General features: G+C 70.7%; 24 protein-coding genes. 13 read left to right on the forward strand and 11 right to left on the reverse strand.

Features of this window, described 5'->3' with window-relative positions:
* Window positions 1-29 precede the first annotated feature (29 nt).
* Window positions 30-800, forward strand: coding sequence for an ATP-binding protein (locus ACZ3II_RS17220; protein ID WP_465518625.1), 771 nt, complete (start codon window positions 30-32; stop codon window positions 798-800).
* Here the strand turns inward: ACZ3II_RS17220 and ACZ3II_RS17225 are convergent.
* Complete coding sequence (locus ACZ3II_RS17225; protein ID WP_465518626.1) at window positions 793-1,806, reverse strand: LuxR C-terminal-related transcriptional regulator; 1,014 nt, start codon at window positions 1,804-1,806, stop codon at window positions 793-795. The genes ACZ3II_RS17220 and ACZ3II_RS17225 overlap by 8 nt on opposite strands.
* Window positions 1,807-1,862: 56 nt before the next feature.
* Entirely contained in the window at window positions 1,863-2,210 is a 348-nt protein-coding gene (locus ACZ3II_RS17230) for an STAS domain-containing protein (RefSeq protein ID WP_465518627.1), read from the reverse strand.
* Window positions 2,211-2,367: 157 nt separating this feature from the next.
* Between ACZ3II_RS17230 and ACZ3II_RS17235 the strand changes: the two genes are divergently transcribed.
* Window positions 2,368-2,595, forward strand: coding sequence for a zinc-ribbon domain-containing protein (locus ACZ3II_RS17235; RefSeq protein WP_465518628.1), 228 nt, complete (start codon window positions 2,368-2,370; stop codon window positions 2,593-2,595).
* A gap of 3 nt (window positions 2,596-2,598) precedes the next feature.
* Here the strand turns inward: ACZ3II_RS17235 and ACZ3II_RS17240 are convergent, their stop codons facing one another.
* From ACZ3II_RS17240 to ACZ3II_RS17250, 3 genes are all read right to left on the reverse strand, one after another.
* Window positions 2,599-4,611, reverse strand: a complete 2,013-nt coding sequence (locus ACZ3II_RS17240; RefSeq protein WP_465518629.1) for an NACHT domain-containing protein — start codon at window positions 4,609-4,611, stop codon at window positions 2,599-2,601.
* A 248-nt stretch (window positions 4,612-4,859) separates the two neighbouring features.
* Window positions 4,860-6,356 (reverse strand): glycerol kinase GlpK, encoded by a 1,497-nt coding sequence (glpK, locus tag ACZ3II_RS17245; RefSeq protein WP_465518630.1) that lies wholly within the window; start codon window positions 6,354-6,356, stop codon window positions 4,860-4,862.
* A complete protein-coding gene (locus ACZ3II_RS17250) occupies window positions 6,353-7,105 on the reverse strand; it encodes an IclR family transcriptional regulator (RefSeq protein ID WP_465518631.1) in 753 nt (250 codons plus the stop codon). The genes glpK (ACZ3II_RS17245) and ACZ3II_RS17250 overlap by 4 nt, the downstream gene beginning before the upstream one ends.
* Window positions 7,106-7,231: 126 nt before the next feature.
* Here ACZ3II_RS17250 and ACZ3II_RS17255 point away from each other — a divergent pair, with 126 nt between their 5' ends.
* The 3 genes from ACZ3II_RS17255 to ACZ3II_RS17265 are packed head-to-tail and all read left to right on the forward strand — an operon-like array spanning window position 7,232 to window position 11,269.
* Window positions 7,232-8,071, forward strand: coding sequence for an MIP/aquaporin family protein (locus tag ACZ3II_RS17255; RefSeq protein WP_465518632.1), 840 nt, complete (start codon window positions 7,232-7,234; stop codon window positions 8,069-8,071).
* On the forward strand, window positions 8,064-9,569 hold the full coding sequence (gene glpK, locus ACZ3II_RS17260) for a glycerol kinase GlpK (RefSeq protein ID WP_465518633.1): 1,506 nt from the start codon (window positions 8,064-8,066) through the stop codon (window positions 9,567-9,569). Before ACZ3II_RS17255 ends, glpK (ACZ3II_RS17260) begins: the two co-directional genes overlap by 8 nt.
* Entirely contained in the window at window positions 9,566-11,269 is a 1,704-nt protein-coding gene (locus ACZ3II_RS17265; protein WP_465518925.1) for a glycerol-3-phosphate dehydrogenase/oxidase, read from the forward strand. Before glpK (ACZ3II_RS17260) ends, ACZ3II_RS17265 begins: the two co-directional genes overlap by 4 nt.
* A 250-nt stretch (window positions 11,270-11,519) precedes the next feature.
* Here ACZ3II_RS17265 and ACZ3II_RS17270 read toward each other — a convergent pair whose 3' ends face one another.
* The 4 genes from ACZ3II_RS17270 to ACZ3II_RS17285 all read right to left on the reverse strand — a co-directional run bounded on the left by ACZ3II_RS17270 (window position 11,520) and on the right by ACZ3II_RS17285 (window position 14,208).
* Complete coding sequence (locus ACZ3II_RS17270) at window positions 11,520-11,870, reverse strand: hypothetical protein (protein ID WP_465518634.1); 351 nt, start codon at window positions 11,868-11,870, stop codon at window positions 11,520-11,522.
* A 159-nt stretch (window positions 11,871-12,029) separates the two neighbouring features.
* Window positions 12,030-12,575, reverse strand: coding sequence for a hypothetical protein (locus ACZ3II_RS17275; RefSeq protein WP_465518635.1), 546 nt, complete (start codon window positions 12,573-12,575; stop codon window positions 12,030-12,032).
* Window positions 12,576-12,754: 179 nt separating this feature from the next.
* The gene (locus ACZ3II_RS17280; protein WP_465518636.1) at window positions 12,755-13,504 is read right to left on the reverse strand and encodes a hypothetical protein; all 750 of its coding nucleotides are present in this window, start codon (window positions 13,502-13,504) and stop codon (window positions 12,755-12,757) included.
* Entirely contained in the window at window positions 13,498-14,208 is a 711-nt protein-coding gene (locus ACZ3II_RS17285) for an ABC transporter ATP-binding protein (RefSeq protein WP_465518637.1), read from the reverse strand. The genes ACZ3II_RS17280 and ACZ3II_RS17285 overlap by 7 nt, the downstream gene beginning before the upstream one ends.
* A gap of 416 nt (window positions 14,209-14,624) precedes the next feature.
* On the opposite strand from ACZ3II_RS17285, the gene ACZ3II_RS17290 reads away from it, so the two are divergent.
* Both ACZ3II_RS17290 and ACZ3II_RS17295 read left to right on the forward strand, forming a co-directional pair.
* The gene (locus ACZ3II_RS17290) at window positions 14,625-15,491 is read left to right on the forward strand and encodes a sensor histidine kinase (protein ID WP_465518638.1); all 867 of its coding nucleotides are present in this window, start codon (window positions 14,625-14,627) and stop codon (window positions 15,489-15,491) included.
* Between the two features lie 168 nt (window positions 15,492-15,659).
* The gene (locus ACZ3II_RS17295; protein WP_465518639.1) at window positions 15,660-16,382 is read left to right on the forward strand and encodes a response regulator; all 723 of its coding nucleotides are present in this window, start codon (window positions 15,660-15,662) and stop codon (window positions 16,380-16,382) included.
* Between the two features lie 137 nt (window positions 16,383-16,519).
* Here the strand turns inward: ACZ3II_RS17295 and ACZ3II_RS17300 are convergent, their stop codons facing one another.
* On the reverse strand, window positions 16,520-17,158 hold the full coding sequence (locus ACZ3II_RS17300) for a DUF4360 domain-containing protein (RefSeq protein WP_465518640.1): 639 nt from the start codon (window positions 17,156-17,158) through the stop codon (window positions 16,520-16,522).
* A gap of 261 nt (window positions 17,159-17,419) precedes the next feature.
* On the opposite strand from ACZ3II_RS17300, the gene ACZ3II_RS17305 reads away from it, so the two are divergent.
* The 6 genes from ACZ3II_RS17305 to ACZ3II_RS17330 all read left to right on the forward strand — a co-directional run bounded on the left by ACZ3II_RS17305 (window position 17,420) and on the right by ACZ3II_RS17330 (window position 22,906).
* The gene (locus ACZ3II_RS17305) at window positions 17,420-17,764 is read left to right on the forward strand and encodes a nuclear transport factor 2 family protein (protein ID WP_465518641.1); all 345 of its coding nucleotides are present in this window, start codon (window positions 17,420-17,422) and stop codon (window positions 17,762-17,764) included.
* A gap of 80 nt (window positions 17,765-17,844) precedes the next feature.
* Window positions 17,845-18,417, forward strand: coding sequence for a redoxin domain-containing protein (locus ACZ3II_RS17310; RefSeq protein ID WP_465518642.1), 573 nt, complete (start codon window positions 17,845-17,847; stop codon window positions 18,415-18,417).
* A 421-nt stretch (window positions 18,418-18,838) separates the two neighbouring features.
* On the forward strand, window positions 18,839-20,017 hold the full coding sequence (locus ACZ3II_RS17315; protein WP_465518643.1) for an aldose epimerase family protein: 1,179 nt from the start codon (window positions 18,839-18,841) through the stop codon (window positions 20,015-20,017).
* 15 nt (window positions 20,018-20,032) lie between these two features.
* Window positions 20,033-21,163 carry a substrate-binding domain-containing protein gene (locus tag ACZ3II_RS17320; RefSeq protein ID WP_465518644.1) on the forward strand — a complete coding sequence of 377 codons (1,131 nt, stop codon included), beginning with the start codon at window positions 20,033-20,035 and terminating at the stop codon, window positions 21,161-21,163.
* Between the two features lies 1 nt (window position 21,164).
* Window positions 21,165-22,163 carry an ABC transporter permease gene (locus tag ACZ3II_RS17325; protein ID WP_465518645.1) on the forward strand — a complete coding sequence of 333 codons (999 nt, stop codon included), beginning with the start codon at window positions 21,165-21,167 and terminating at the stop codon, window positions 22,161-22,163.
* The gene (locus ACZ3II_RS17330) at window positions 22,163-22,906 is read left to right on the forward strand and encodes an ATP-binding cassette domain-containing protein (RefSeq protein WP_465518646.1); all 744 of its coding nucleotides are present in this window, start codon (window positions 22,163-22,165) and stop codon (window positions 22,904-22,906) included. The genes ACZ3II_RS17325 and ACZ3II_RS17330 overlap by 1 nt, the downstream gene beginning before the upstream one ends.
* A gap of 4 nt (window positions 22,907-22,910) precedes the next feature.
* Here the strand turns inward: ACZ3II_RS17330 and ACZ3II_RS17335 are convergent, their stop codons facing one another.
* Window positions 22,911-23,078 (reverse strand): hypothetical protein, encoded by a 168-nt coding sequence (locus ACZ3II_RS17335; protein WP_465518647.1) that lies wholly within the window; start codon window positions 23,076-23,078, stop codon window positions 22,911-22,913.

Here is a 23,078-nt window from a genome sequence, read left to right on the forward strand (position 1 = left end):
GGGAGACGCGGCAGGGCGGACGGAACGAGATGACCGGCCCATCAGTCACGGTGGTGGTGCAGGACGAGCAATGGATCGTCGATGTCACCGTGCACGGCGTCTGGGACAGCGACCTCCGGCTCGCCGTCGGCGCCGCCGTGGCGAAGGCGATGGCCCAGCACCCGGCGGGTGTGCTCTTCGACCTGCGGGGCCTGAGCGACCCCGCCGCGCACAGCGCCACCACCTGGCTGAGCACGGCGATGCAGGGCGAGGAGATGGAGCCGCCGGTCCGGGTGGCGATCTGCCTGCCCCGCGACACCAGGCTGGCCCGCCGCCTCGATCTGGTGGTCGCGCGCCGCCTGGCCCCGGTCTTCCCGACCGTGGGGTTGGCCCGGTCCCACCTCGCCAGCCACCGGCTGCTGCTGGACCGGGTGCGGCTGTACCTGCCACCGGACGTGTCCGCCGCGGCCCGGGCCCGGTTCATGGTCACCGCGGCCTGCGAGGAGTGGGGGATGCCGTTGCTCGTGCCCCGCGCCCGGCTGATCGTCTCGGAGCTGGTGTCCAACGCCGTCGAGCACGCCGCCACCTGGATCGACGTGCTGATCTCCCGGCGCGGCAGGGGCGCGTTCCTGCATCTGGCGGTGGTCGACCGGGACCCGATCCTGCCCTGGTTGCGCCCGGACGGGAGGCAGCCGCTCACCGACCGCGGCTACGGGCTGAAGATCGTCGATGCCGCCGCGCACACCTGGGGCACCGTGCCGACCCGGACCGGCAAGATGGTGTGGGCCATGCTCAAGGCCGATGACCTGGGCATCAGCTGACGGTGCCGAGGAACTCCGCGGGCATGTAGAGACCCTGCCGTTCGGCGCGCACCGCGGCGGCGGTCCGTGACCCGGCGCCCAACTTCAGCATGATGTGCTCCAGATGGCTGACCGCCGTCCGGGCCGTGATCCGCAGCGCGCTGGCGATCGCCGCGTTGGTGTGCCCCTCCACCAGCAGCCCGAGCACCTGCAACTCCCGCCGGGTCAGGCCGTACGTCTCCGGCGGCGGGCTGAGCAGCACCAGCGCCCGGTGGTGGCCGGGCGGCTCGGGCGGGCAGGCCAGGGCCGTCATCTGCACCAGGCCGTCCGTGCCCGGCACCAGGAACCGGGCCACCGACCGCCCCGGCGTCAGCATCGACGCGACGAGGCGCACCGACGACGGCTCCACGCCGAACTCACGGATGCCGGTCAGCCCGGGCAGCGGCTCGGTGCGCCCGGCCCGGGTGAGCACCACCCCGGCGACCGCGTCCCGGACCATCCCGGTCATCGTGGACAGCGTGCGCAGTGGATCCACCACCTGGGCGAGCAGCGGCGTCAGCATGACCAGCAGGTCGATGACGTCGTCGCCGAGCGGTGTCGCCGACTCGGTGTGCCCGCCCATCAGGCCCAGGTAGCGCCCGTCCGCGGTGACCAGCGCGATGGTCACGCCCTCCGCCATCCCCGCCGGGGCGAAGTAGTCCGTCCAGGCGGGGATCTCGTCAGCCGGCACCGGCGAGTCGAACACCCGGAACGGACGGCGGTCGCGGTGCATGCCGGCCAGCTCCACATCGGCCATGAAAGCGGCACTGGTCATGAAACGGCGCATCCGGTCGCTGTGTCCCGGCGCGGCCAGCGTGTGCAGCATCCAGCGTTCCGGGTCGAGCAGACTGAGCCACGCCGTGTCGTGCCGCAGCACCGGCCACAGCGCCTCGAGCAGCTCTTCCGCACGCTGCCTGACGCCACCCGGCGTCGCGGCGATCCGGACGACCTCAGCCGTGATCCGCCCACTGTCGGGAGGTAGTCCCACCCCTCCATCATGTGCCCTGGCGCCGTCATCGGCCACGCCCGCCCGGGGTCGGCCGATCAGCCCCGGCAGCCCGCCCATTGGGTCGTGTACCCCAGGAAGGTGGGAATCCGGCACAGCTGCAGGATGACGTCGACCGCGTGGTGCGCCGCCACGATCCGGACCCGGCCCGGCCCGGCCGCCTCGCTCAGGGCGTGCAGCGCGCGCAGCCCGGCGTGGTCGCAGAACTGCACCTCGGACAGGTCGAGCCGCAACAGCAGCTCCTCCTTCTCGGCGAGCATCGTGCCGAGCGCGGCCAGCAACGCCGACGAGCTGCGGATGTCCAGCTCGCCCGACACCCGGACGAGCACGTCGCCCAGCCCGGTCTCTTCCGCGGAGATGGTGAGTTCTTCCTGATGGTGCTGCACGCCACCCTCCCGTGCCGTCCGGTTCCCCGACTCGACGCTACCGAGAGCAACCGCGTGCGGGCATCGGAAGAAACTCCCACTCGAAATGGGCTGGACGGTGTGGCCGCTTGCGGATGGGTAAGACCATGAGGACCACCGGTGAGCGAGGAGAGTACCGATGTTTTTCCTGTTCGGCTTGCGCAGCAAGGACCATCTGGTCAGCACGCGGACGATGACGTGCGAGATCTGCCGGTGGGAGGCACCGCAGCAGCTGATCCGCCGGAGCACGAAGTTCACGCTGTTCTTCGTCCCGCTCTTCCCGGTCAAGCCGGCCAGCCACTACCTGGTCTGCGGCCACTGCCTGGGCTTCCGCCGAGCCGACCCACGCCTGCTCGCCGCCGCCTGAGCGTCAGGACGGGACCGGGTTGCCGGCCACACGATCCGCTGTCGCGGTCGGCGCCCGGGTCCCGGCGGCGGTGGCGTCACGCAGGGCCAAGGCGGTCTGGAGCCGGGCATGCCGGAACTGGTATGCCGGGCCGATCCTCCGCAGCACCCCGCGGTCGTGGGCGTCGTCCAGGAAGTCCAGGATCCGCCAGGGCGCCAGTCCGTGCGCCACAAGCCAGATCCGGGTGTAGGTGAAGCGGCGCCAGGCTGCCCCGGTTCCGCTGCTCAGGCCGATGATCAGCCCCAGCGTCAGGGCCACCTGGCCGCAGATCACCAGCAGGCCGGACTCCGGCGGACCGGTGACCTCGCCGATCTCACCGGCGTAGGCGAGGCCCACCGCGATCACCCCGATGATCGCGATCGCCGCCGTCGTGGTCGCCAGGAACGCCGTCCGGTCGTCGCGCAACGACACCCGGGAACCGGCGGAACGATCCGCGCCTGCCGTCGTGCCGATGCCCTCGACCAGGAACGCGACGATTCCCACCAGGGGACCGCAGATCAGGCAGAGAAGGATTTGGAAGAGTATGCCGTTCAGGAGGCCGGTGAGCGTCGGATCGGCCAGCAGCGTGACCCCCAGCAGCAGCGGGAGACCGCAGAGCGGGAACGCCCCGCCGATGGCGAGTCCGGTGAGGAAGGACCGGGGCCGGAGCCGGAGCCGGTGAGGCTGCCCGTCGGCCAGCCCCATGACGACGCCGATCATGGGCCCCAGCAGCACGGCGAGAACGGCGGTGACCGTCAGGGACCATCCCTCGATCCGGCCGCCGAACACGACGAAGTGCACGATGAGAGCCACCAGCACGACGCCGCCCGCCGCCTCCCGGACCAGATCGACGGGGACCGCGTTCACCAATTGCCACCAGGTGAAGTCCCGGGACCTGCTGCGGGTCAGGTGCCCGGCCAGGAAGGCGAGCCACCGATGCGCCTTCTCCGGCGGATAGTGCCGGCGGCCGGCGGGCCGTCCGTCACCCGGGGACTCCGGGTACAGGGCGGGCACGTAGCTGAGCAGCAGGTGCTCCTCCAGCGCCGCGGTGTGGGTGAACCGGAGCAGATCTGCCGGTGTGGTGGCCGGCTGGCGGTAGACGACCCGGGCCAGGTGAACCATCAGCGGCGTGGAGAACACCCGGGCCAGTGGCCCGTTCGGCTGCCGGAGCAGGTGCCGGGTGACCGGCTCCCACCGGCCGCGGCCGATGTCCCCCTGGCCGGCCGGCAGGTATTCGGCCGCCTCCTTGTTGGTGACCGGCTCCAGCTCGACGACAGCCGCCCGGGCCAGCACCGCGCCGACCTGGCCGACGATCTCCTCGTACTCCACCGCACGGCAGGTGAGCACCATCGGCCGGTCCTCGGAGAGGTAGTTGTTGAGCCGGGTGACGGCGAGCGTGATCTGGTCCGGGGTGACCTCGTCCAGCCCGTCCAGCACCGGAATGATGAGGCCCGAGGCGAGCAGCCGGCTCACCGCGTCCGGCCCGAAGTGTTCCTCGGAGACCAGCGGCGGATAGGCGCCGCTGATCTGTTTGACCAGCCACTCCTGCAGGCTCTGCTCGGCCGGTTGCCACATCGAGAGGCTGAGCAGAACCGGTACCGCCTCACCGGCCTCGTGTCCGGTGAGCAGCTCACGGACCAGCAGGACGGCGAGGGAGGTCTTGCCCGACCCGGGCGCTCCGATGACCACCAGGCGGCGAGCCGGCAGGCGGCGCAGCGCGGTCGCGACCTGGGTGACGTCCCCGTGCAGCTTGAGCCGGGTGGGCCGGCCCGCGGTCCAGCCCGGGCCGAGCACGTCCGCCGCGGCGGCGGCCACCTCGCGTCCGGTCGACGCCCAGCGCACCCGCAGCGCGCTGGGCTCGGCGAGACCGCGGATCCGGGCCTCGTGGCTCCACTGCCGGGAGATCAGTTCGGCGAGCTCCACCGTCGCGTCAGCCAGCAGGCGGCGGTGCTCGGAGGCGGCCGGGCGCCGCTGCCGCAGCGTCGTCATGGTGATCATCAATCCGACTCCGGCCAGCAGGAAGGCACCGACGCTGGCCAATTTGTCGGCGTTCTCCAGGCGGCTTCCCGAGTCCTCCCGGAGGGAGAGCCAGATGAATGCGGAAAGGATCGTGATCGCTGCTCCACCTGCAGCGACAGGGATCAGGCCCCACCTTCTACCGGGTTTTCGCATCCGCCCATGATGCCGTCCCCATTCGATCTCTTCTTTCGGGGTACCGCTACCTGAACGCCATTCACGAATGGTGGTCAGGCGGGCTGGATCCAGTCGAAGGTGCGCTCGACGGCACGGCGCCAATTGGTGTACTCGGTGGTGCGGAGGCGAGGTTCCATCGCCGGGAGCCATTGGCCGGCGATGTGCCAGTTGCGGCGCAGGCCGTCCAGGTCGGGCCAGTGGCCGACGGCCAGGCCGGCCGCGTACGCCGCGCCCAGGGACACCGTCTCCACCGCGAGCGGGCGGACCACCGGGACGTCCAGCACGTCGGCGATCATCTGCATCAGCAGGTTGTCGGCGGTCATCCCGCCGTCCACCTTCAGGGTGGTCAGGGTGAGGCCGGAGTCGGTGTTCATCGCGTCGACCACCTCGCGGGTCTGCCAGGCGGTCGCCTCCAGGACCGCCCGGGCCAGGTGACCCTTGGTGATGTACGAGGTGAGACCCACGATGACGCCGCGGGCCTCGCTGCGCCAGTACGGCGCGTAGAGGCCCGAGAAGGCCGGCACGATGTAGCAGCCGCCGTTGTCGGCGACGGTGCGGGCCAGGGTCTCGATCTCCGGGGCGCTGGAGATCAGCTCCAGCTGGTCGCGGAACCACTGGACCAGCGAGCCGGTGATCGCGATGGAGCCTTCGAGGGCGTACGCCGCAGGCTCGCCCTTGATCTGGTAGGCGACCGTGCTGAGCAGGCCGTGTTCCGAGCGGACCAGTTCGGCCCCGGTGTTGAGCAGCAGGAAACTGCCGGTGCCGTACGTGCATTTGGCCTCGCCCGGGGTGAAACAGGTCTGCCCGAACAGGGCCGCCTGCTGATCGCCGAGCGCGGCGCCGATCCGTACCCCCGGGAAGCCTTCCGTCGCGGTGCCGAAGGCGCCGATCGAGGCCCGGACCTCGGGAAGCATCGCGTGGGGTATGCCGAAGAAGTCCAGCGCCCGCGGGGACCAGTCGAGGGTGCGCACGTCGAGGAGCATGGTGCGGCTGGCGTTGGTGACGTCGGTGACGTGCTGGGCGCGGCCGGTGAGGTTCCAGATCAGCCAGGTCTCCATGGTGCCGCAGAGCACCTCGCCCCGTTCGGCGCGCGTGCGGAGGCCGGGAGTGTGGTCGAGCATCCAGCGCAGGCGCGGGCCGGAGAAGTAGGTCGCGAGCGGCAGGCCGGATATGTCCGCGATGGTGCCGGCCAGCGGATCGGCGCCGAGTTCGTGCACCAGGGCGTCGGTACGGGTGTCCTGCCAGATGATCGCGCGGCCGACCGGAACCCCGGTGTGCCGGTCCCAGATGACGGTGGTCTCCCGCTGGTTGGCGATGCCGAGGGCCGCCACCTGGTCCAGCCCGATCCCGGCCCGGTTCAGCACGCGCGGGGCCAGGCGTTCCACGTTGCGCCAGATCTCCATGGCGTCGTGCTCCACCCAGCCCGGCCGGGGGAAGTACTGCTTGTGCTCCTGCTGGGCGAGCGACACCAGCTGTCCCCGCCGGTCGAAGACGATGCAGCGGGTGGAGGTGGTGCCCTGGTCGAGCGCGACCACGTACTTCTCGCTCATCGCGTCGCCCCCAGGTCCCGGGAGATCGCCCGGGCGGCGTCCCGCACGAAACCGACGAGCCGCGGCCGCGGCCGGTAGCGGCTGTCGCAGAGCCGGTCGACCGGGCCGGAGATGCCGATCGCGCCGACGACCAGGCCGCCGTACCCGCGGATCGGCGCGGCCACCGACGCCTGGCCGAGCAGGAACTCCTCGATCTCGTACGCCCAGCCGGCCTCCCGTACCCCCTCCAGCGCGCTCGCCAGCGCCCGCGGATCGGTGAGCGTGAGCCGGGTGAACCTCTCCAGCTCCGGCACCGGAACCCCGGCCCGGTAGGCGAGCAGCACCTTGCCGAGCGCGGTCGCGTGCAGCGGCAGCAGCGTGCCGACGTCGAGGGTCTGGAACGTGTCGTCCGGCCGGAACACGTGGTGCACGACGAGGACCCGGCCCTCCAGGACGGTGCCGATCCGGACCGGCTCGCCGCTGCGGGCCGCCAGCGGGTCGGCCCAGTTGATCGAGCGGGAGCGCAGCTCGTTGATGTCCAGGTAGCTGGTGCCCAGGTGGAGCAGGGCGCCGCCGAGCTGGTACCGCCCGGACACCCGGTCCTGCTCGACGAAACCGACCAGCTGGAGGGTGCGCAGGATGCCGTGGGTGGTGCCCTTGGCCAGGTCCAGGGTGCGGGCGATCTCGCTGAGCCCGAGCCGGCCCGGCCCACCGGCGAGGGTCCGCAGGATCGCTGCGGCCCGTTCGATCGCCTGCACTGTTCCCGGCATGTTTCGGACTCTAAGCCACCGTACGACAGCGCGCCGTGATTGATGTTCGACAATGCCGACCGGCGTTCATTGCCCCCTTTCGGGCCCCTGCCTAGCGTCTGCAGGCATCCAATCAGGGGAGGGAGCATGGCTACACGACTCAAAGTTCCTGGTCTCGCCGGTGAGCTCGCGGCGGAGTTCGCCGGCACCATGATTCTCATTCTGTTCGGTGTGGGCGTGGTGGCGCAGGTCGCCGCGGCCGGCATCGGCGATCACGACAGCATCGCCTGGGCGTGGGGCCTGGGTGTGACCCTCGGCGTCTACGTCGCGGCACGGGTCAGCGGCGCGCACCTCAACCCGGCGGTGACCGTCGCGCTCGCCGTCTTCAAGGGCTTCTCCTGGCGGAAGGTGGGCCCGTACGCGCTCGCCCAGACCCTCGGCGCGTTCGTCGCCGCGCTGCTGGTGCGCTGGAACTACACCGAGGTGCTGCACGCCGCGGACCCGCGCCTGACGATCAAGACGCAGGGTGTCTTCTCGACGCTGCCGGGCAACGGCACGCTCCCGGTCAGCGAGTGGGGCGCCTTCCGGGACCAGATCATCGGCACGGCCATCCTGCTCTTCGTCATCCTGGCGCTGACCGATATGGCCAACACCGCCCCGGCCGCCAACCTCGGCCCGGTGGTGATCGGCCTGCTCGTGGTCGCGATCGGCATGGCGTGGGGGACCAACGCCGGGTACGCGATCAACCCGGCCCGTGACTTCGGGCCGCGACTCGCCAGCTTCCTGACCGGGTACGGCGGCGCGTGGCGCGACCAGTACGGGAATCTGTACTTCTGGGTTCCGATAATCGCGCCCATCATCGGTGGCGTCATCGGCGCGGGTCTGTACCAGACTCTGATCGGACGTTTCCTGCCGTCGGCGTCACCCCAGGAACCTGGCGAGATCCCGACACGCACAGATGAGGATGTGGAGGTTCGCCGTGGCTGACTTCGTCGGCGCCGTCGATCAGGGCACCACCAGCACCCGTTTCATGATCTTCGACCATGGCGGCAACGAGGTGGCCCGGCACCAGCTCGAACACGAGCAGATCCTGCCGCAGGCCGGCTGGGTCGAGCACAACCCGATCGAGATCTGGGAGCGGACCATCGCGGTGGTCCGGACCGCGATGCAGAAGGCCCGGCTGTCGGCCTCCGACCTCGCCGCGGTCGGGATCACCAACCAGCGCGAGACCACCGTCGTGTGGGACCGGCGGACCGGACGGCCGTACTACAACGCGATCGTCTGGCAGGACACCCGTACCGACCGGATCGCCTCCGCCCTCGACCGGGACGAACGTGGGCAGAGCATTCGCCGCAAGGCGGGCCTGCCCCCGGCGACGTACTTCTCCGGTGGCAAGATCCAGTGGATTCTGGAGAACGTCGACGGCGTACGCGAGGCGGCCGAGCGCGGCGACGCCCTGTTCGGCAACACCGACTCCTGGCTGCTGTGGAACATCACCCACGGCAGTCACGTCACGGACGTCACCAACGCGTCCCGGACCATGCTGATGAACCTGGAGACCCTCGACTGGGACGACGAGCTGCTGTCGTACTTCACCATCCCCCGGTCGATGCTGCCGGAGATCCGGCCGTCGTCCGACCCCACGGGGTACGGGGTGGCGCACGTCGACGGGCCGCTCGGCGGGGACGTGCCGCTCACCGGCGACCTCGGCGACCAGCAGGCCGCCACGGTCGGCCAGGTCTGCTTCAGCCCCGGCGAAGCCAAGAACACCTACGGCACCGGCAACTTCATGCTGCTCAACACCGGCACCAACCTGGTGCGCTCGGAGAACGGGCTGCTCACCACGGTCTGCTACAAGTTCGGCGACGCCGCCCCGGTCTACGCCCTGGAAGGGTCGATCGCGGTCACCGGCTCCGCCGTGCAGTGGCTGCGCGACCAGCTGCGCATCATCAAGTCGGCCGACGAGAGCGAAACCCTCGCCGCGCGGGTGCCGGACAGCGGCGGCGTCTACTTCGTCCCCGCGTTCTCCGGCCTGTTCGCGCCGTACTGGCGCTCCGACGCCCGCGGCGCCATCGTCGGGCTGTCGAGGTTCAACACCGACGCGCACATCGCCCGCGCCACCCTGGAGGCCATCTGCTACCAGACCCGCGACGTGGTCGAGGCGATGGCGCAGGACTCCGGGGTCACCCTGGACGTGCTCAAGGTCGACGGCGGCATCACCGTCAACAACCTGTGCATGCAGATCCAGGCCGACGTGCTCGGCGTGCCGGTCAGCCGGCCGGTGGTCGCCGAGACGACGGCGCTGGGGGCGGCGTACGCGGCCGGTCTCGCCGTCGGGTACTGGAAGAACACCGACGAGCTGCGGGAGAACTGGAACGAGTCGCAGCGCTGGCAGCCGAACTGGACCGCGGAACAACGCGACCAGGGCTTCGGGAGGTGGAAGAAGGCGGTGCAGCGGACCCTCGACTGGGTGGATGTGGACTGATCATGGTTGCTCTCTCTCCTTCGAACCGGGACGCCGCCCTCACGGCCCTCGCGACCAGCGAGGTCGACGTGCTGGTGATCGGTGGGGGAGTGGTGGGGGCGGGTTGCGCGCTCGACGCGGTCACACGGGGACTGACCGTGGGCCTCGTCGAGGCGCGCGACCTCGCCTCCGGCACATCCAGCCGGTCCAGCAAACTCATTCACGGCGGGCTGCGATACCTGGAGATGCTGGACTTCGGGCTGGTCCGCGAGGCACTGCGGGAACGCGGCCTGATCCTGCAGCGCCTCGCGCCGCACCTGGCCCGGCCGGTCCGGTTCCTCTACCCGCTCAAACACCGCGGCTGGGAACGCCTCTACGCGGGCGCCGGCGTCACCCTCTACGACACGATGGCCTGGGCCGGCGGCATGCCCCGGCACCGGCACCTGACCCGCCGCGGCGCGATGCGGGCCTGCCCGTCGCTGCGCAAGGACGCGCTGATCGGGGCGCTGCAGTACTACGACGCGCAGATCGACGACGCCCGGCACACGATGTTCCTGGCCCGGACCGCGGCCGCCTACGGCGCCCACGTCGCGACGAGGCTGGAGGTGACCGGTTTCCTGCGGGAGGGGTCACGGATGACGGGGGTACGGGTCAACGACCTCGAACACGACCGTACGTTCGAGATCCGCGCCCAGCAGATCATCAACGCCACCGGAGTGTGGACCGACGACACCCAGTCCCTGGTCGGCGAACGCGGCCAGTTCCACGTCCGCGCCTCCAAGGGCATCCACCTGGTCGTCCCCCGCGACCGGATCCAGTCGTCGACCGGGCTCATCCTGCGGACCACGTCCAGCGTGCTGTTCGTCATCCCGTGGGGCCGGCACTGGATCATCGGCACCACCGACACCGACTGGCAGCTCGACAAAGCCCACCCGGCCGCCTCCGCCAAGGACATCGACTACCTGCTCACCGAGGTCAACAAGGTCCTGGAGACGCCACTGGAACGCGCCGACGTGGAAGGGGTCTACGCCGGGCTGCGGCCGCTGCTGTTCGGCGAATCGGAATCCACCTCGAAACTGTCCCGGGAACACTCGGTCGCCAGCCCCGTGCCGGGGCTGGTCGTGGTGGCCGGCGGCAAGTACACCACGTACCGGGTGATGGCGAAGGACGCCGTCGACGCCTGCGTGCACAACCTGGCCCGGACCGTGCCGCGCTCGGTGACCGACCGGGTGCCGCTGCTCGGCGCCGACGGGTTCCCGGCCCTGTGGAACCGGCGCGGCCTGCTCGCCACCGAATCCGGCCTGCATGTGGCCCGGGTCGAGCACCTGCTCGGCCGCTACGGCTCGCTCGTCCACGAGATCCTCGCCCTGATCCGCGACGAACCGGACCTGGGCCGGCCGATCGAGGGCGCCGACGACTACCTGCGGGCCGAGTTCGTCTACGCGGCCGCCGCCGAGGGCGCCCGGCACCTGGTCGACGTGCTGACCAGGCGAACCCGCATCTCCATCGAGACGTTCGACCGGGGAGTCGTGGCCGCCCCGGACGCGGCCGAGCTGATGGGCCGGGTCCTCGGCTGGACGGAGTCCCAGCAGGAACGGGAGGTGGAGAACTACCGCCTGCGGGTCGAGGCGGAACGCGCATCCCAGGAACAACAGGACGACGAGACAGCCGACGCGGCCCGCCTCGGCGCCCCCGACGTCGTCCCCATACGGATCAGCTGACGCTTCGCCTCGGTGTCAAGAAGCGCTCGGCCAGGGGGTTTCGACGCCGGGCGCTTCGACACCGCGCTTTGACACCGGGCGCTTCGACACCGCGCTTTGACACCGGGCGCTTCGACGCCGCGCCCTTTGCTCGCGGGCGCTTCGGCGCCGGGCCCTTCGTTTGCTGGCGCTGTGACGCCGGGCCCTTTGTTCGCGGGCGCTTTATCAGCGGGTGCCGGCCGTTTCGGCGTCCGGGCGTGGGCGGCCCTCTTCAGGAGAGCAAGCGGCGGATCGGCTGGCCGGCGTCGCCGAGCCAGTCGACGAGGGTGGTGAGCGGGCCGGTCAGCGCGTGGCCGGCATGGTCCAGCGCGCCGGACTGGCAGAGCGCGAGCGCCAGGCGCTGCACCGAGCCGGCGATCCGCTGCCGGTCCGGCCCGGTCCCGATCAGGTCGACCTCGCACGCGGACAGTTCCCGGTGCGCGATCGTGGTGGTCTCCTCCGGCAGCGGCAGCACGTCCAGGACCTGCCGGATCCGCTGCAGCTCGGCCAGCAGATTGCCGGTGATCGCGTCGAGCGTCTGGGTCTGCTGGCTGGTGACGTTCACCATGATCCTCCTGGTCATTCGGGTCACCGCCACCCCGGCGGCAGTTGCGAGTCTAAGGACAAAACGCCTGGATGGTCAGGAAACGCGAAGGCGACCGCCCTCCGATCGGGTTACTCCCAGGTGCCGTTCCCGGCGGCGTCCTTCTCGATGTACCGAGTTCGAACGAATCGATCTTCCTCACGCTTCCCTCCGGACCAGCGCCACGGCCGCCACCAGGGTGATCACCGCCGCCCAGACCACCGCCGCCGCGTTCTGCGCCGGAAGCCACGGCGCCAGGCCCGCGAAGCGCCCCTGGGCGATCGGCATGACGATCTGGTACGCCGTGAGCAGCACCGCCACCGCCCCCACCGGATATCGCACGATCGTGCCCACACCCGCCGCCAGCAGCGCGTCGAGCAGCAGGAACCCGGCGTCACCGGGCGCCCCGGCCGTCCCCGCCACCACCAGCGCGACCGGGGCGGCCGTCCCCGCCAGCGCGACCGTCCGCGCCACTGCCAGCACCGGCCGCCGTGGCACCGCCAGCAGCGTGGTGCGGAACTGGCCGCCACCCTGGTGCTCGTGCGTGGCCGCCAGCGCGCCCAGCACCAGGAACCCCACCTGCGCGATCCCGATCGCCGACCCGGCCGGCGCGACGATCCGCACCAGCAACGTCACCGCCCCGGTCAGCCCCACGGTGATCCACATCGCGGGCAGCGTGACCAGCTTGAGAACCTCACCGTGCACCGCGGTCGGCCACCCCCGTCGCGGACTTTCCCGCAGCGGCCGCATCACAGCACCCGGCATGGCCCCGTCCGTCCGGCCCTCGCGGCCCGCCACACCGCCATCCGGCCCGGCGCCGCTGGTCATGGCACCGTTCCTCCGGCTGTCGCCGGTCATGCCGCCGTTTCTCCGGCCGCCGCCGGTCATGCCTCTCTCCTTTGGAACAGCCAGGCCGCCAGGATCAGCAGGGCGGCCACCCAGGCGGTCATCACGAGACCGGCCTGCACCGGTGGAACGCGGATGCCGCCGGTGTCGATCGACCGCAGGAACATGTGCGGCCCCACGATGTCGGGCAGGTAGGCGGCGGCCGGGGTCACCTTGGTCAGCAGGTAGGACACCGAGACGACGCCGCTGTTCACGATCAGCAGGGTCAGCGTGATGATGCCGTTGCGGAAGATCACGGTGAGCGCGTAGGCCAGCAAGCTGATCAACACCAGGTAGAACACCGCCGCGACGGCCCGGGATGGCTCCGGTGACGGGATGGCGTCCCCATACTCCGCGATGACCAGGGCGAGGGTCGCGGCCGTGGTGACCGCGCCCTGCACCGCCACCACCAGCGCCAGCGCGAGGCCCTTGGCGGTCAGCAGCAGGCGCCGCCGGGGCATCGCCGCCAGTGTGGTGGTGAGCTGCCGGCCACCCTCCTCGCCGGTCGGCGTGTATTCACTGCTGACCGTCACCACGCCGAGCACCATCGCGCCCAGCACCGCGATCAACAGACTCTGGAACGCCAGGTCGCTCACGTCGCCGTAGGACCTGTCGGCGATCGCCCGCCGGGTGTAACCCGCATTCAGCAGGACCAGCGCGGGCGGTGTCACCAGACCCGTCACCAGGCCGATCCAGGCGGTCCGCAGGCCGAGTAGTTTGCGCAGCTCAGCGTGGACGAGGCTCACCATGTGACGCCATCCGTGGCGGTGCGGGCGAGGAACGCGTCCTCCAGCGTCGCGTGCCCGGTGGTCACCTCGGCCACCGTGCCGGACGCCACCACCCGGCCCTTGTCGATGATGACCACGTCGTCGGCGGTCTCGGCCAGCTCGCCCATCAGATGGCTGGAGAGCAGCACCGTCCGTCCCGCGGCCGCGCTGTCCCGCAGGAACGTGCGCATCCACCGGATCCCGGCGGGATCCAGACCGTTCACCGGCTCGTCCAGGATCAGCACCCGCGGGTCGCCGAGCAGCGCCGTGGCCAGGCCGAGCCGGCGGCTCATGCCCAGCGAGAACCGGCCGGCCCGCTTGCCGGCCTCGGCGGTCAGCCCGACGACCTCGAGAACCTCGTCGACCCGGGACCGGGCCAGCCCGTTGCTGGCCGCGACCCAGCGCAGATGCGCCCGCGCCGACCGGGACCGGTGTGCCCCGCTGCCGTCGAGCAGGGCGCCGGCCACGGTCAGTGGACGGTCCCACGCGGCGTAGGGCCGGCCGTCGATGAGGGCGGTGCCGGCCTGCGGACGGTCCAGGCCGAGCAGCACCCGCAGGGTGGAGGTCTTGCCCGCCCCGTTGGGCCCGAGAAAGCCGGTGACCCGGCCGGGCCGGGCGGTGAAACCCACCTCGTGCAGGACCCGGGCCTTGCCCCGGACCCTGGTGATGCCGTCGATCGAAATCATGCGCCCAGTCAACCGGCGCTTGCGACCGCGCACATCGGACCCAGATCCGATCTCTGCGCCGTCGTCTAAGACCCAGGTATTAGATCCGGTGTGGCGACCCCGTGCCGCTGCGGCGTGGCGCAGCTTGTGCGGCTGCGGCGTGACGCATCGTGCGCGGCTGTGGCGTCGCGCATCGTGCGCGGCACGGCCTGACGCATCTCGCACGGCTGCCGCGTGGCCAAGGCGCCACCTGAACCTCGCCTCGCCCGGGCTCGTGACCCAGGGCCTGGACCCCGCCCCGCGGATCCCCGGCGACGGCGGCGTGGGCTGGGCTTCTCCCCGCTCTCACGCGATCCGCGGGATCGAACCCGGATGCTCGCTCCGGCCGTTGTGGACAACGGATCTAAGACCTGGGTACGAGGGATACCGTGGGGCGCGTGTTCGGTTCCCCGCGACCCGCAGTCTCCGCACGACCGGCCTGGCGCAACCGGGCGGCTCCGGTCGTCGCGGTGTTCGCCGTGCTCCTGCTCCTGCTGCTGTGCACGGCGGGTGCCGAGGGCCCGGCCGCCCGGATCGTCCCGCTGGCGTTCGGTGCGGGCGCGGCCGGCACCGCCACCTGGGCGGTGTGGCGCTGGCGGACCGACCGGGCGGACTACGAGCGGCAGCTCACCGAGTGGGCGGCGACCGAGGCGGTGCTCGGCGAGCGGCTGCGGATCGCCGGCGACCTGCACGATCTGGTGTCGCACGGGCTCGGCCTGATCACCGTGCGCGCGGCCGCCACCCGGCACCTGCCGCAGTCGCCGGAGATCCGGGCGGCGCTCAGCGACATCGAGGAGACCAGCCGCACCGCGACCGCCGAGCTGCGCCGGATGCTGACGGTGCTGCGCGAGCCGTCGTCGGCCGGGCCACGCGCCCCTGCCGAGGGCCTGGAGGCGCTGCCCGGGATCGTGCGGTCCGCGGGCCGGGCCGGGGTGCGGGCGCAGTTGCAGGCAGTGTTGGCCGGCGAGGTGTCCGCGGGCGTGCAGCTCGCCGTCTGCCGGACGGTCCGGGAGGGTCTGGCCAACACGGCCCGGCATGCGGGCCCGGTGCCGGTGCTGGTCCGGGTGCACCGGGACGGGCACCACGTGGTGGTGAACGTGGCGGACAGCGGGCCGGCCGAGGGCTGGCGGCCCACTCCCGGCGCCGGGCACGGGCTGGCCGGGCTGCGGGAGCGAATAGGCAGCCTGGGCGGCACCCTGATGGCCGGCCCGGTGGAGGGCGGCTTCCGGCTGACGGCCCGCATCCCGGACGAGCCACCAGCCTGACGGCCGATCCGCAGTGGCCGCTGGTCGCGGCGGTGTCGAAGGGCCGGGCGGCGGTGACGGCGGGGACGGTCGTCCGGTGTGGCGGCGGGGCGCGCCGTGATGGTTGGTTGGGAGGTGGCGGCCGGTCGTGACGGGTCTGCGGGGGTGGTGGCTGGTGGAGAGGGCGGGATGGCGGGCGACAGCGGCGAAGCCGAGGGCGGGGCCGGTGGGGTCGGGGGTGGGATGGCCGTACCGAGGAAGAGGGTTCTGCTCGTCGATGATCAGCCGCTGCTGAGGCAGAGCCTGGCGATGATCATCGGGCATCAGCCGGATCTGGAGGTGGTCGGGCAGGCGGGCGACGGGGCCGAGGGGATGCTGCTGGCCCGGGCCACCCGGCCCGATCTGGTGCTGATGGATGTGCGGATGCCGCACCTGGACGGGCTCGAGGCGACCCGGCGGATCTGTGCCGATCCGGTGCTGAGCGGCACCCGGGTGCTGGTGCTGAGCATGTTCGAGCTGGATGAGTACGTGTACGAGGCACTGCGGGCCGGCGCGTCCGGGTTCCTGCTCAAGGATGCCCCGCCGGAGGATCTGGTCGAGTCGGTGCGGCGGACCTGCCGGGGGGAGTCGCTGTTCGCGCCGTCGATTCTGACGCGGCTGATCGCGCACTACGTGGAGGCGCCCCGGCCGGAGCGCCCGGCCGGGGCCCTGCGGCTGCTCACCCCGCGCGAGGTGCAGGTCCTCGCCCTGATCGGCAACGGTCTCGCCAACGAGGAGATCGCCGACGCACTGGTCATCGCGGTGCGGACGGTGAAGACGCACATCACCCACCTGATGGCCAAACTGGCCGCACGGGACCGCGCCCAGCTGGTGATCGCCGCCTTCAACGCGGGGCTGGTGCGCCCCCGCTGACCGAGCCGGGGCGAAGGCGGGACGAAGGTGGGGCGGCGGCGAGACGAAGGCGGGCGGCGGCGGGACGAGGGCGGGCGGCGGCGGGACGAGGGCGGAGCCGGTGCGGAGGCGGGGCGGCGCCGGGTGAGTCGACCCGGCTATTCCTCCGGGCACTTCATCCAGGACACCCGGTAGACGGTCTCCAGATTGCCGTCGGAGGAGTCCATGGTGATGAAACTGGTGGTCTGCGGGGGCGCCCAGCCGCGGGCCACCCGCAGTTCCGTGCTGACGTTCAGATAGCGTTTCTCGCCGCACGGCAGGAACGACATCGACTGGATCTCGACCTTGTCGCTGATCTGCCAGTCCTGGTCCAGGAATCCCTTGAAGTCGTGGCGGCTGCGGGTGGTGTGCGACTCGCCCTGGAAGTAGTAGTACGCCGTCTCGGTCGCGCTCGCCCCCTCTTCCAGGCGCGCGTATCCGCGGTAGTCGGCGCTGGCCACCGCGTACGTGTATCCCTCCGGCACCTGGACGTTCAGGGACAGCTGACATTGTTTGCGGAAGTCGGTCGGTTTCGCCTCCGGGCCGACCTGTGCGACGAATTCGCTGTAGGCGACGGTGAACGCCTTGTTGTCGGGGGAGACGTTCACCTCCGCGGTGCCGTCCGGGCAGCCGGAGCCGTTCGCCGACACCACGTCGATGACCATGTGCTCCGGTGGTGGCTCGGCCACCTGCCAGCCTGTGACCGGCCCGCCGGCCGACGACAGGATCATGGCCCCGGCGGTGATCGCGCTCAGCATCGTGTGCCTCCTGAAGAATGGTGAAAAGTGCACGGGATTGCGCCGTGCGGGCGCTCGATGAGAAACGTAATTGTCGTCCGCCGGAGAGCGCAGAGATAACGCGATGCAAACGCCTGCCGGTGGGGCCCGGGGACCGTTTATTGACCGTCCGGGCGCACCGCTCCCGGCCGTCCGGGCAGATTCTCCGCGAATCCGGCCCGAACCGCATCGATCAATGCTAGGCGGCTCGACACGCCGCCGCCGCAATGCGAACGTGGCTGCATGACTGACATCGATGGCGCCGAAGAGAACAAGAGACGGTTCCTGGACGCGTTCGGCCGCTTCGCAGCCGGTGACGTCGAGGTGCTCCGGGAGATCCTCCGGGAGGATTTCGTCTCGCACAGCCCGGGGGCGCCGGCCGGCCGGGACGCCTGGATCGAGTTCATCGTCAACTCGCCGATCGCCGGGGCGCAGCTGGACATCCAGCATGTCATCGCCGACGACGAGTTCGTCGTCGCGCACTACAACCTGATCCCGGTGGACGGGCCGCCCGAGGTGGTGATCGACATCTGGCGGTTCGAGGACGGCCTGATCGTCGAGCACTGGGACGCGAGCCGGCCGCTCTGAGGGGTCGCCGGGGTCCGGCGCATGCATATCCTATCGGCTTGATGGGGTATTCTGGCCGGACCCTCACGACTGGAGACACCATGACGACCGCGCAGGACCTGCGCCGCGTCGACGATGCGGCGTTCCGGCAGCTGCTGGATCGCAACGCCATCTGGAAGCGGATGATCGCCACCGGCGACCGGCTTCCGCTGGTGCCGCTCTTCGAGGTCGACCTCGGCCCGGTCCACCTCGACCGGCTGCTCGACACCGGCCCGCTGGTGCTGGTCTTCGTGCGCTACGCCGGGTCGCCGTGGTGCGAGTCGCTGCTGCGGGCCTATTCGGCGGAGCTGGAGCCGGCCCTCGCCGGCCTCGGAGCCCATCTGGTCGTGGTCAGCCCGCAGGCCCCGGACCGGCTCGCCGCCGTCAAGCACCGCGACGACCTGCGGATGCTGGTCACCTCGGACCCGCGGCACGTGCTGATCGACGCGCTGCGGATCGGCTTCTCCAGCCCGGGCGCGGACAAGCCGCTCGGCACCGGGCGCTCGGTGCTCCCGTTCGCCTCGGTCGTCGTCGCCGACCGTTCCGGCGTGGTCCGCTTCGCCGACGTCCGCCCCAACTGGCTGGACCAGCTCCCGGCCGCCCGCATCGTCGAAGCGGTCCGCCCGCTCCTCTGACGGCAGGCGGCGAAAGTTTCGGCGAGAAGCCGTCTGAAATCGACCGGAAGTCGCCGGGGTCGCCGGTGAACGTCGCATTTGCCAGAACGCGCAGAATGCACATCGACGACCCCGAATAAAGAGATCGGTCAGCACCCTCCCTCGATCGGCGGAGCCGGTGCAGCGCCTGCTGTGCTTAGAATCCAGCTTCGTAGGCCGTGTCCGGCAAAAGAATCAGCCAGACATGTCCGGACCCCTGGATCCGCTGTCCGCGCTTCGCCGGGGGCCATTTCGGCGTGTCCGATTCCGATTTCCTGTAAATCGCATTCGCGCCGTCGCGAGTCCCATTGCGCCGCGTCATCGCCGCGCACGGAGACGCAAGCACGAGAGAAGCAACGGGAGAGAGACAGCAGGGGAGAGCCAAGCAGGAGAGGGGAAGGACATGACCGAAACCGAACCGATACGCCACCTGGTCCGCGCGGGTGTCGTCGCCCTCATGATGGTCACCGTCGGGCTGATCAGTCCGGCCACCTCGCAGGCCGGGGGCCGGCCCACCATCACCAGGGAATCCTTCGGCAGCGCGGGCGGCCAGGCGGTCGACCGGTACACACTGACCAACGGCGGGCTGCGCGTGCGGATCCTGACGTACGGCGGGATCCTGCAGACCATCGAGACCCCCGACCGGCACGGGAGGTCCGCCAACGTGACCCTCGGGTTCGCCGACCTCGCCGGATACCTGGACAGCGCGAACGCGCCGTACTTCGGGGCGATCATCGGCCGGTACGGCAACCGGATCGGCAAGGGCGCCTTCACCCTCGACGGGACCACGTACCGGCTGGCCCTCAACAACGACCCGAACCACCTGCACGGGGGGAACGCCGGCTTCGACAAGCGGGTGTGGGCCGCGACCCCGGTCACCGGGCGGGACAGCGTCGGCCTGCGGCTCACCTACACCAGCCCGGACGGCGAGGAGAACTACCCGGGCACGCTGCGTACCACCGTCACCTACACGATCACCGACCGGCAGCAGATCCGGATGGACTACGAGGCCGTCACGGACGAGGCGACCATCGTGAACCTCACCAACCACGCCTACTGGAACCTCGGTGGCGAGGGCACCGGCACCATCGACGACCACCGGCTGCGGATCAACGCCGGCCGGTACACGCCGGTCGACGCGACCCTGATCCCGACCGGGGCGATCGACCGGGTGGCCGGCACCCCGATGGACTTCACCCGGGCGACGGCGATCGGCGCGCGCAACCGGGAGCCCTTCCAGCAGCTGGTGTACGGGCGCGGCTACGACCACAACTGGGTGCTGAACCGGGGCGACGAGTCGTACCGGAAGCTGGAGTTCGCCGCCGAGGCCACCGACCCGGCCACCGGCCGGCGGCTCAGCGTCTGGACCACCGAGCCGGGCCTGCAGTTCTACGGCGGGAACTTCCTCGACGGCACCCTCTACGGCACCGGCGGCCGGGCGTACCGGCAGGGCGACGGGTTCGCGCTGGAGACCCAGCACTTCCCGGACTCGCCGAACCACGCGAACTTCCCGTCTACCGTGCTGCGGCCCGGGCAGACGTACCGCACCACGACGATCTACCAGTTCGGCGTGAGCCGCTGAACAGGGGGCGATGACATGTCAACAGTCCATCCGAAGATCGAGGAGGCCGTCGAGACACTGGACCTGAATCCGGTGGCCCGCCGGCGGCTGCTCTCCGGAACCGGCCTGATCAGCGCCTCGCTCGCGGCGGGCGCCCTGCTCAGCGCGTGCTCGCGGCCGGAACAGACCCCGTCCGGGGTCACCGGCAACTTCCCGGAGACCCCGAGATGGAGGTTCACCTTCGTCAACCACGTCACCACGAACCCGTTCTTCACCCCCACCCAGTACGGGATGGAGGACGCCGCCGCCCTGCTCGGCATCGAGAAGCCGCAGTGGACCGGCTCGCAGAACTCGATCGTCGCCGAAATGGTGAACGCGACGAACACCGCGGTCAGCGCCAAGGTCGACGGCCTGGCCCTCGCCGTGGTGGACCAGAACGCCTTCCGCGGGCCGGTCGACAAGGCCCTGGACGCCGGGATCCCGGTGGTGTCGTACAACGCCGACGGGTCCCGGGCCGATCCGGGGACCAATCGTCTCGCGTACATCGGGCAAGGCCTCTATGAATCGGGCTATGCGCTGGGACAGCGGGCCCTGGAGCAGGTCCAGTCCGGTGAGGTGGCCGGGTTCATCGCCACCCCGGGGGCGCTGAACATCCAGCCGCGCATCGACGGGGCGCAGCAGGCGATCAAGGACTCCGGCAGGCCGATCACGTTCACCGCGGTCGCCACCAACGCCGACGTGACGCGCGGTCTGTCGATCATCGACGCGTACGCGCAGGGCCACCCGAACCTGGCCGGCATGCTGGCCGTGGACGCCGGCTCCACCTCGTCGGTGGGGCAGACGGTCAAGAAATACGACATGCGGGCGAAGGGCCTCAAGGTGGCCGGCGGGTTCGACCTGATCCCGGAGAGCCTCGCCGGGGTGAAGGAGGGCAGCCTCGACTACACCATCGACCAGCAGCCGTACCTGCAGGGTTTCCTGCCGGTGCTCTACCTCTACCTCTACCAGGTGTCCGGCGGGCTGCTCGCGCCCAGCGAGACCAACACCGGCCTGCTGTTCGTGACCAAGGACAACGTCACGCCGTACCAGGACTCCAAGTCCCGGTACGAGGGCTCGACCACCGACAAGGTCCTCGTTCCGAGGTCCGGGCCGATCGCCCATGGCTGACGTGGCGGTGAGAGGAACCCGGCGGGGTGTGCCCCGCCGGGTCCTCGACGGATTCCTGCGCCGGCGGGAGGCCAGCGTGCTGCTGGTCGCGCTCGGCCTGATGATCTACTTCCAGTGGGCCACGCCGGTTTTCCTGACCCGCAACAACCTGGTGAACATCGCGCAGGCCACCGCCCCGGTCGCGATCGTCGCGGTCGGCATCGTGCTGCTGCTGGTCAGCGGCGAGATCGATCTGTCGGTCGGGATCGTGGCCGCGCTCGCCCCGTTCCTGCTGCACTTCGCGATCGACTTCTACGGTCAGCCGGTCCTGATCGGCCTGCTTCTGGCGCTGCTCACCGCCGCTGCCGTCGGCCTGGTGAACGGCCTGATCGTGACCCAGCTGAAGGTGCCGTCGTTCGTCACCACCCTGGGCACGTTCTTCGCCGTCCAGGGCATCCTGCTGATCACCTCGCACGCCTATCCGGTGCCGATCCCGGCGCCTGCGAAGGGCACGTGGCAGACCTGGCTCGGCGCCGGCCCGTGGGCGAGCATCATGTGGGCCGCCGTGATCGTCGCGGTCTTCCACGTGATCCTCACCCGCACCCGGTGGGGCCTGCACACCATCTCGGTGGGCGGCAACCCGCTGGGGGCGACCGAAGCCGGCATCCGGGCCTCCCGGATCAAGATCGGGAACTTCATGGTGACCAGTACGCTCGGCGGGCTGGTCGGCATCATGGAAGCGTTCCGGATCAACACCATCGACCCGAACATCGGCGGCGGCACCACCCTCACCTTCTACGCCATCTCGGCAGCCGTCATCGGCGGCACCGCCCTGGCCGGCGGCTCCGGCACGATCGTCGGCGCGTTCCTCGGCGCCCTGGTCCTGGCCGAGCTGCAGAACGGCTTCAACCTGATCGGGTACAGCGCCAACACCATCTATCTCATCCTGGGACTGGCCATCCTGGTCTCGATGATCGCCAACCAGTACCTGTCCCGGCTGCGCCGTTCGGGGAGGACCTGATGAGCAGCGCCCTGCGCGTGGAGAACGTGGCCAAGCGCTTCGGCGCCCTGACCGCTCTCCGCGACGTCAACCTGCATGTGGACAAGGGCGAGGTGCTCGGCCTGATCGGCGACAACGGCGCCGGCAAGTCCACCCTCATGAAGATCATCTGCGGGTTCCACCGGCCGGACAGCGGCCGCATCCTGATCGACGGCGCCGAGGTCACGCTGCGCAGCGTCGACCACGCCCGCTCGCTCGGCATCGACACCGTCTACCAGGACCTCGCCCTGATCAACGAGCTGTCCGTCTACCACAACATGTTCCTCAACCGGGAACTCGTCCGCTGGCCGCTGCTCAACAACCGGGCGATGCGCCGCAAGGCCGAACAGCACCTCAAGGAGATGGGGGTCGACCTGCCCGACGTGACGGTGGAGGTGGCGAAACTGTCCGGCGGCCAGCGGCAGGCCATCGCGGTCGCCCGGTCCGTCTACTCCGACGCCCGCGTCCTGCTGCTCGACGAGCCGCTCGCCGCGATGGGCGCCAAGGAAGGCGCGCTGATCCTCGACCTGATCCGTGACCTGAAACAGCGCGGCCAGGTGTCGGTGATCATCATCGCCCACAACTACGCCCAGGTCCTCGACGTCTGCGACCGCGTCAACCTGCTCCAGCACGGCGCGATCACCTTCGACAAGCGCTCCGCCGACACCTCCCTGGAGGAACTCACCGAACTCGTGGTCGCCGAGTACCGCTCCCACGGCCGGTGACGCCTCAGAGGTCGTCCCGGCGCAGGTTGGGCACCGTGGCGGTCAGGTCGAGAAGATGGAGGAGATTCCCGAACCCGGCGGGTACGAGGTCGTGGCCCGGCCGCGCCGCCTTGCCGGGAACGGCCGCGAGGCAATCGCGGGTGGCCAGGTCCAGTTCGCCGATCAGGTACAC

It is taken from the genome of Actinoplanes sp. NPDC019969, assembly GCF_055562375.1.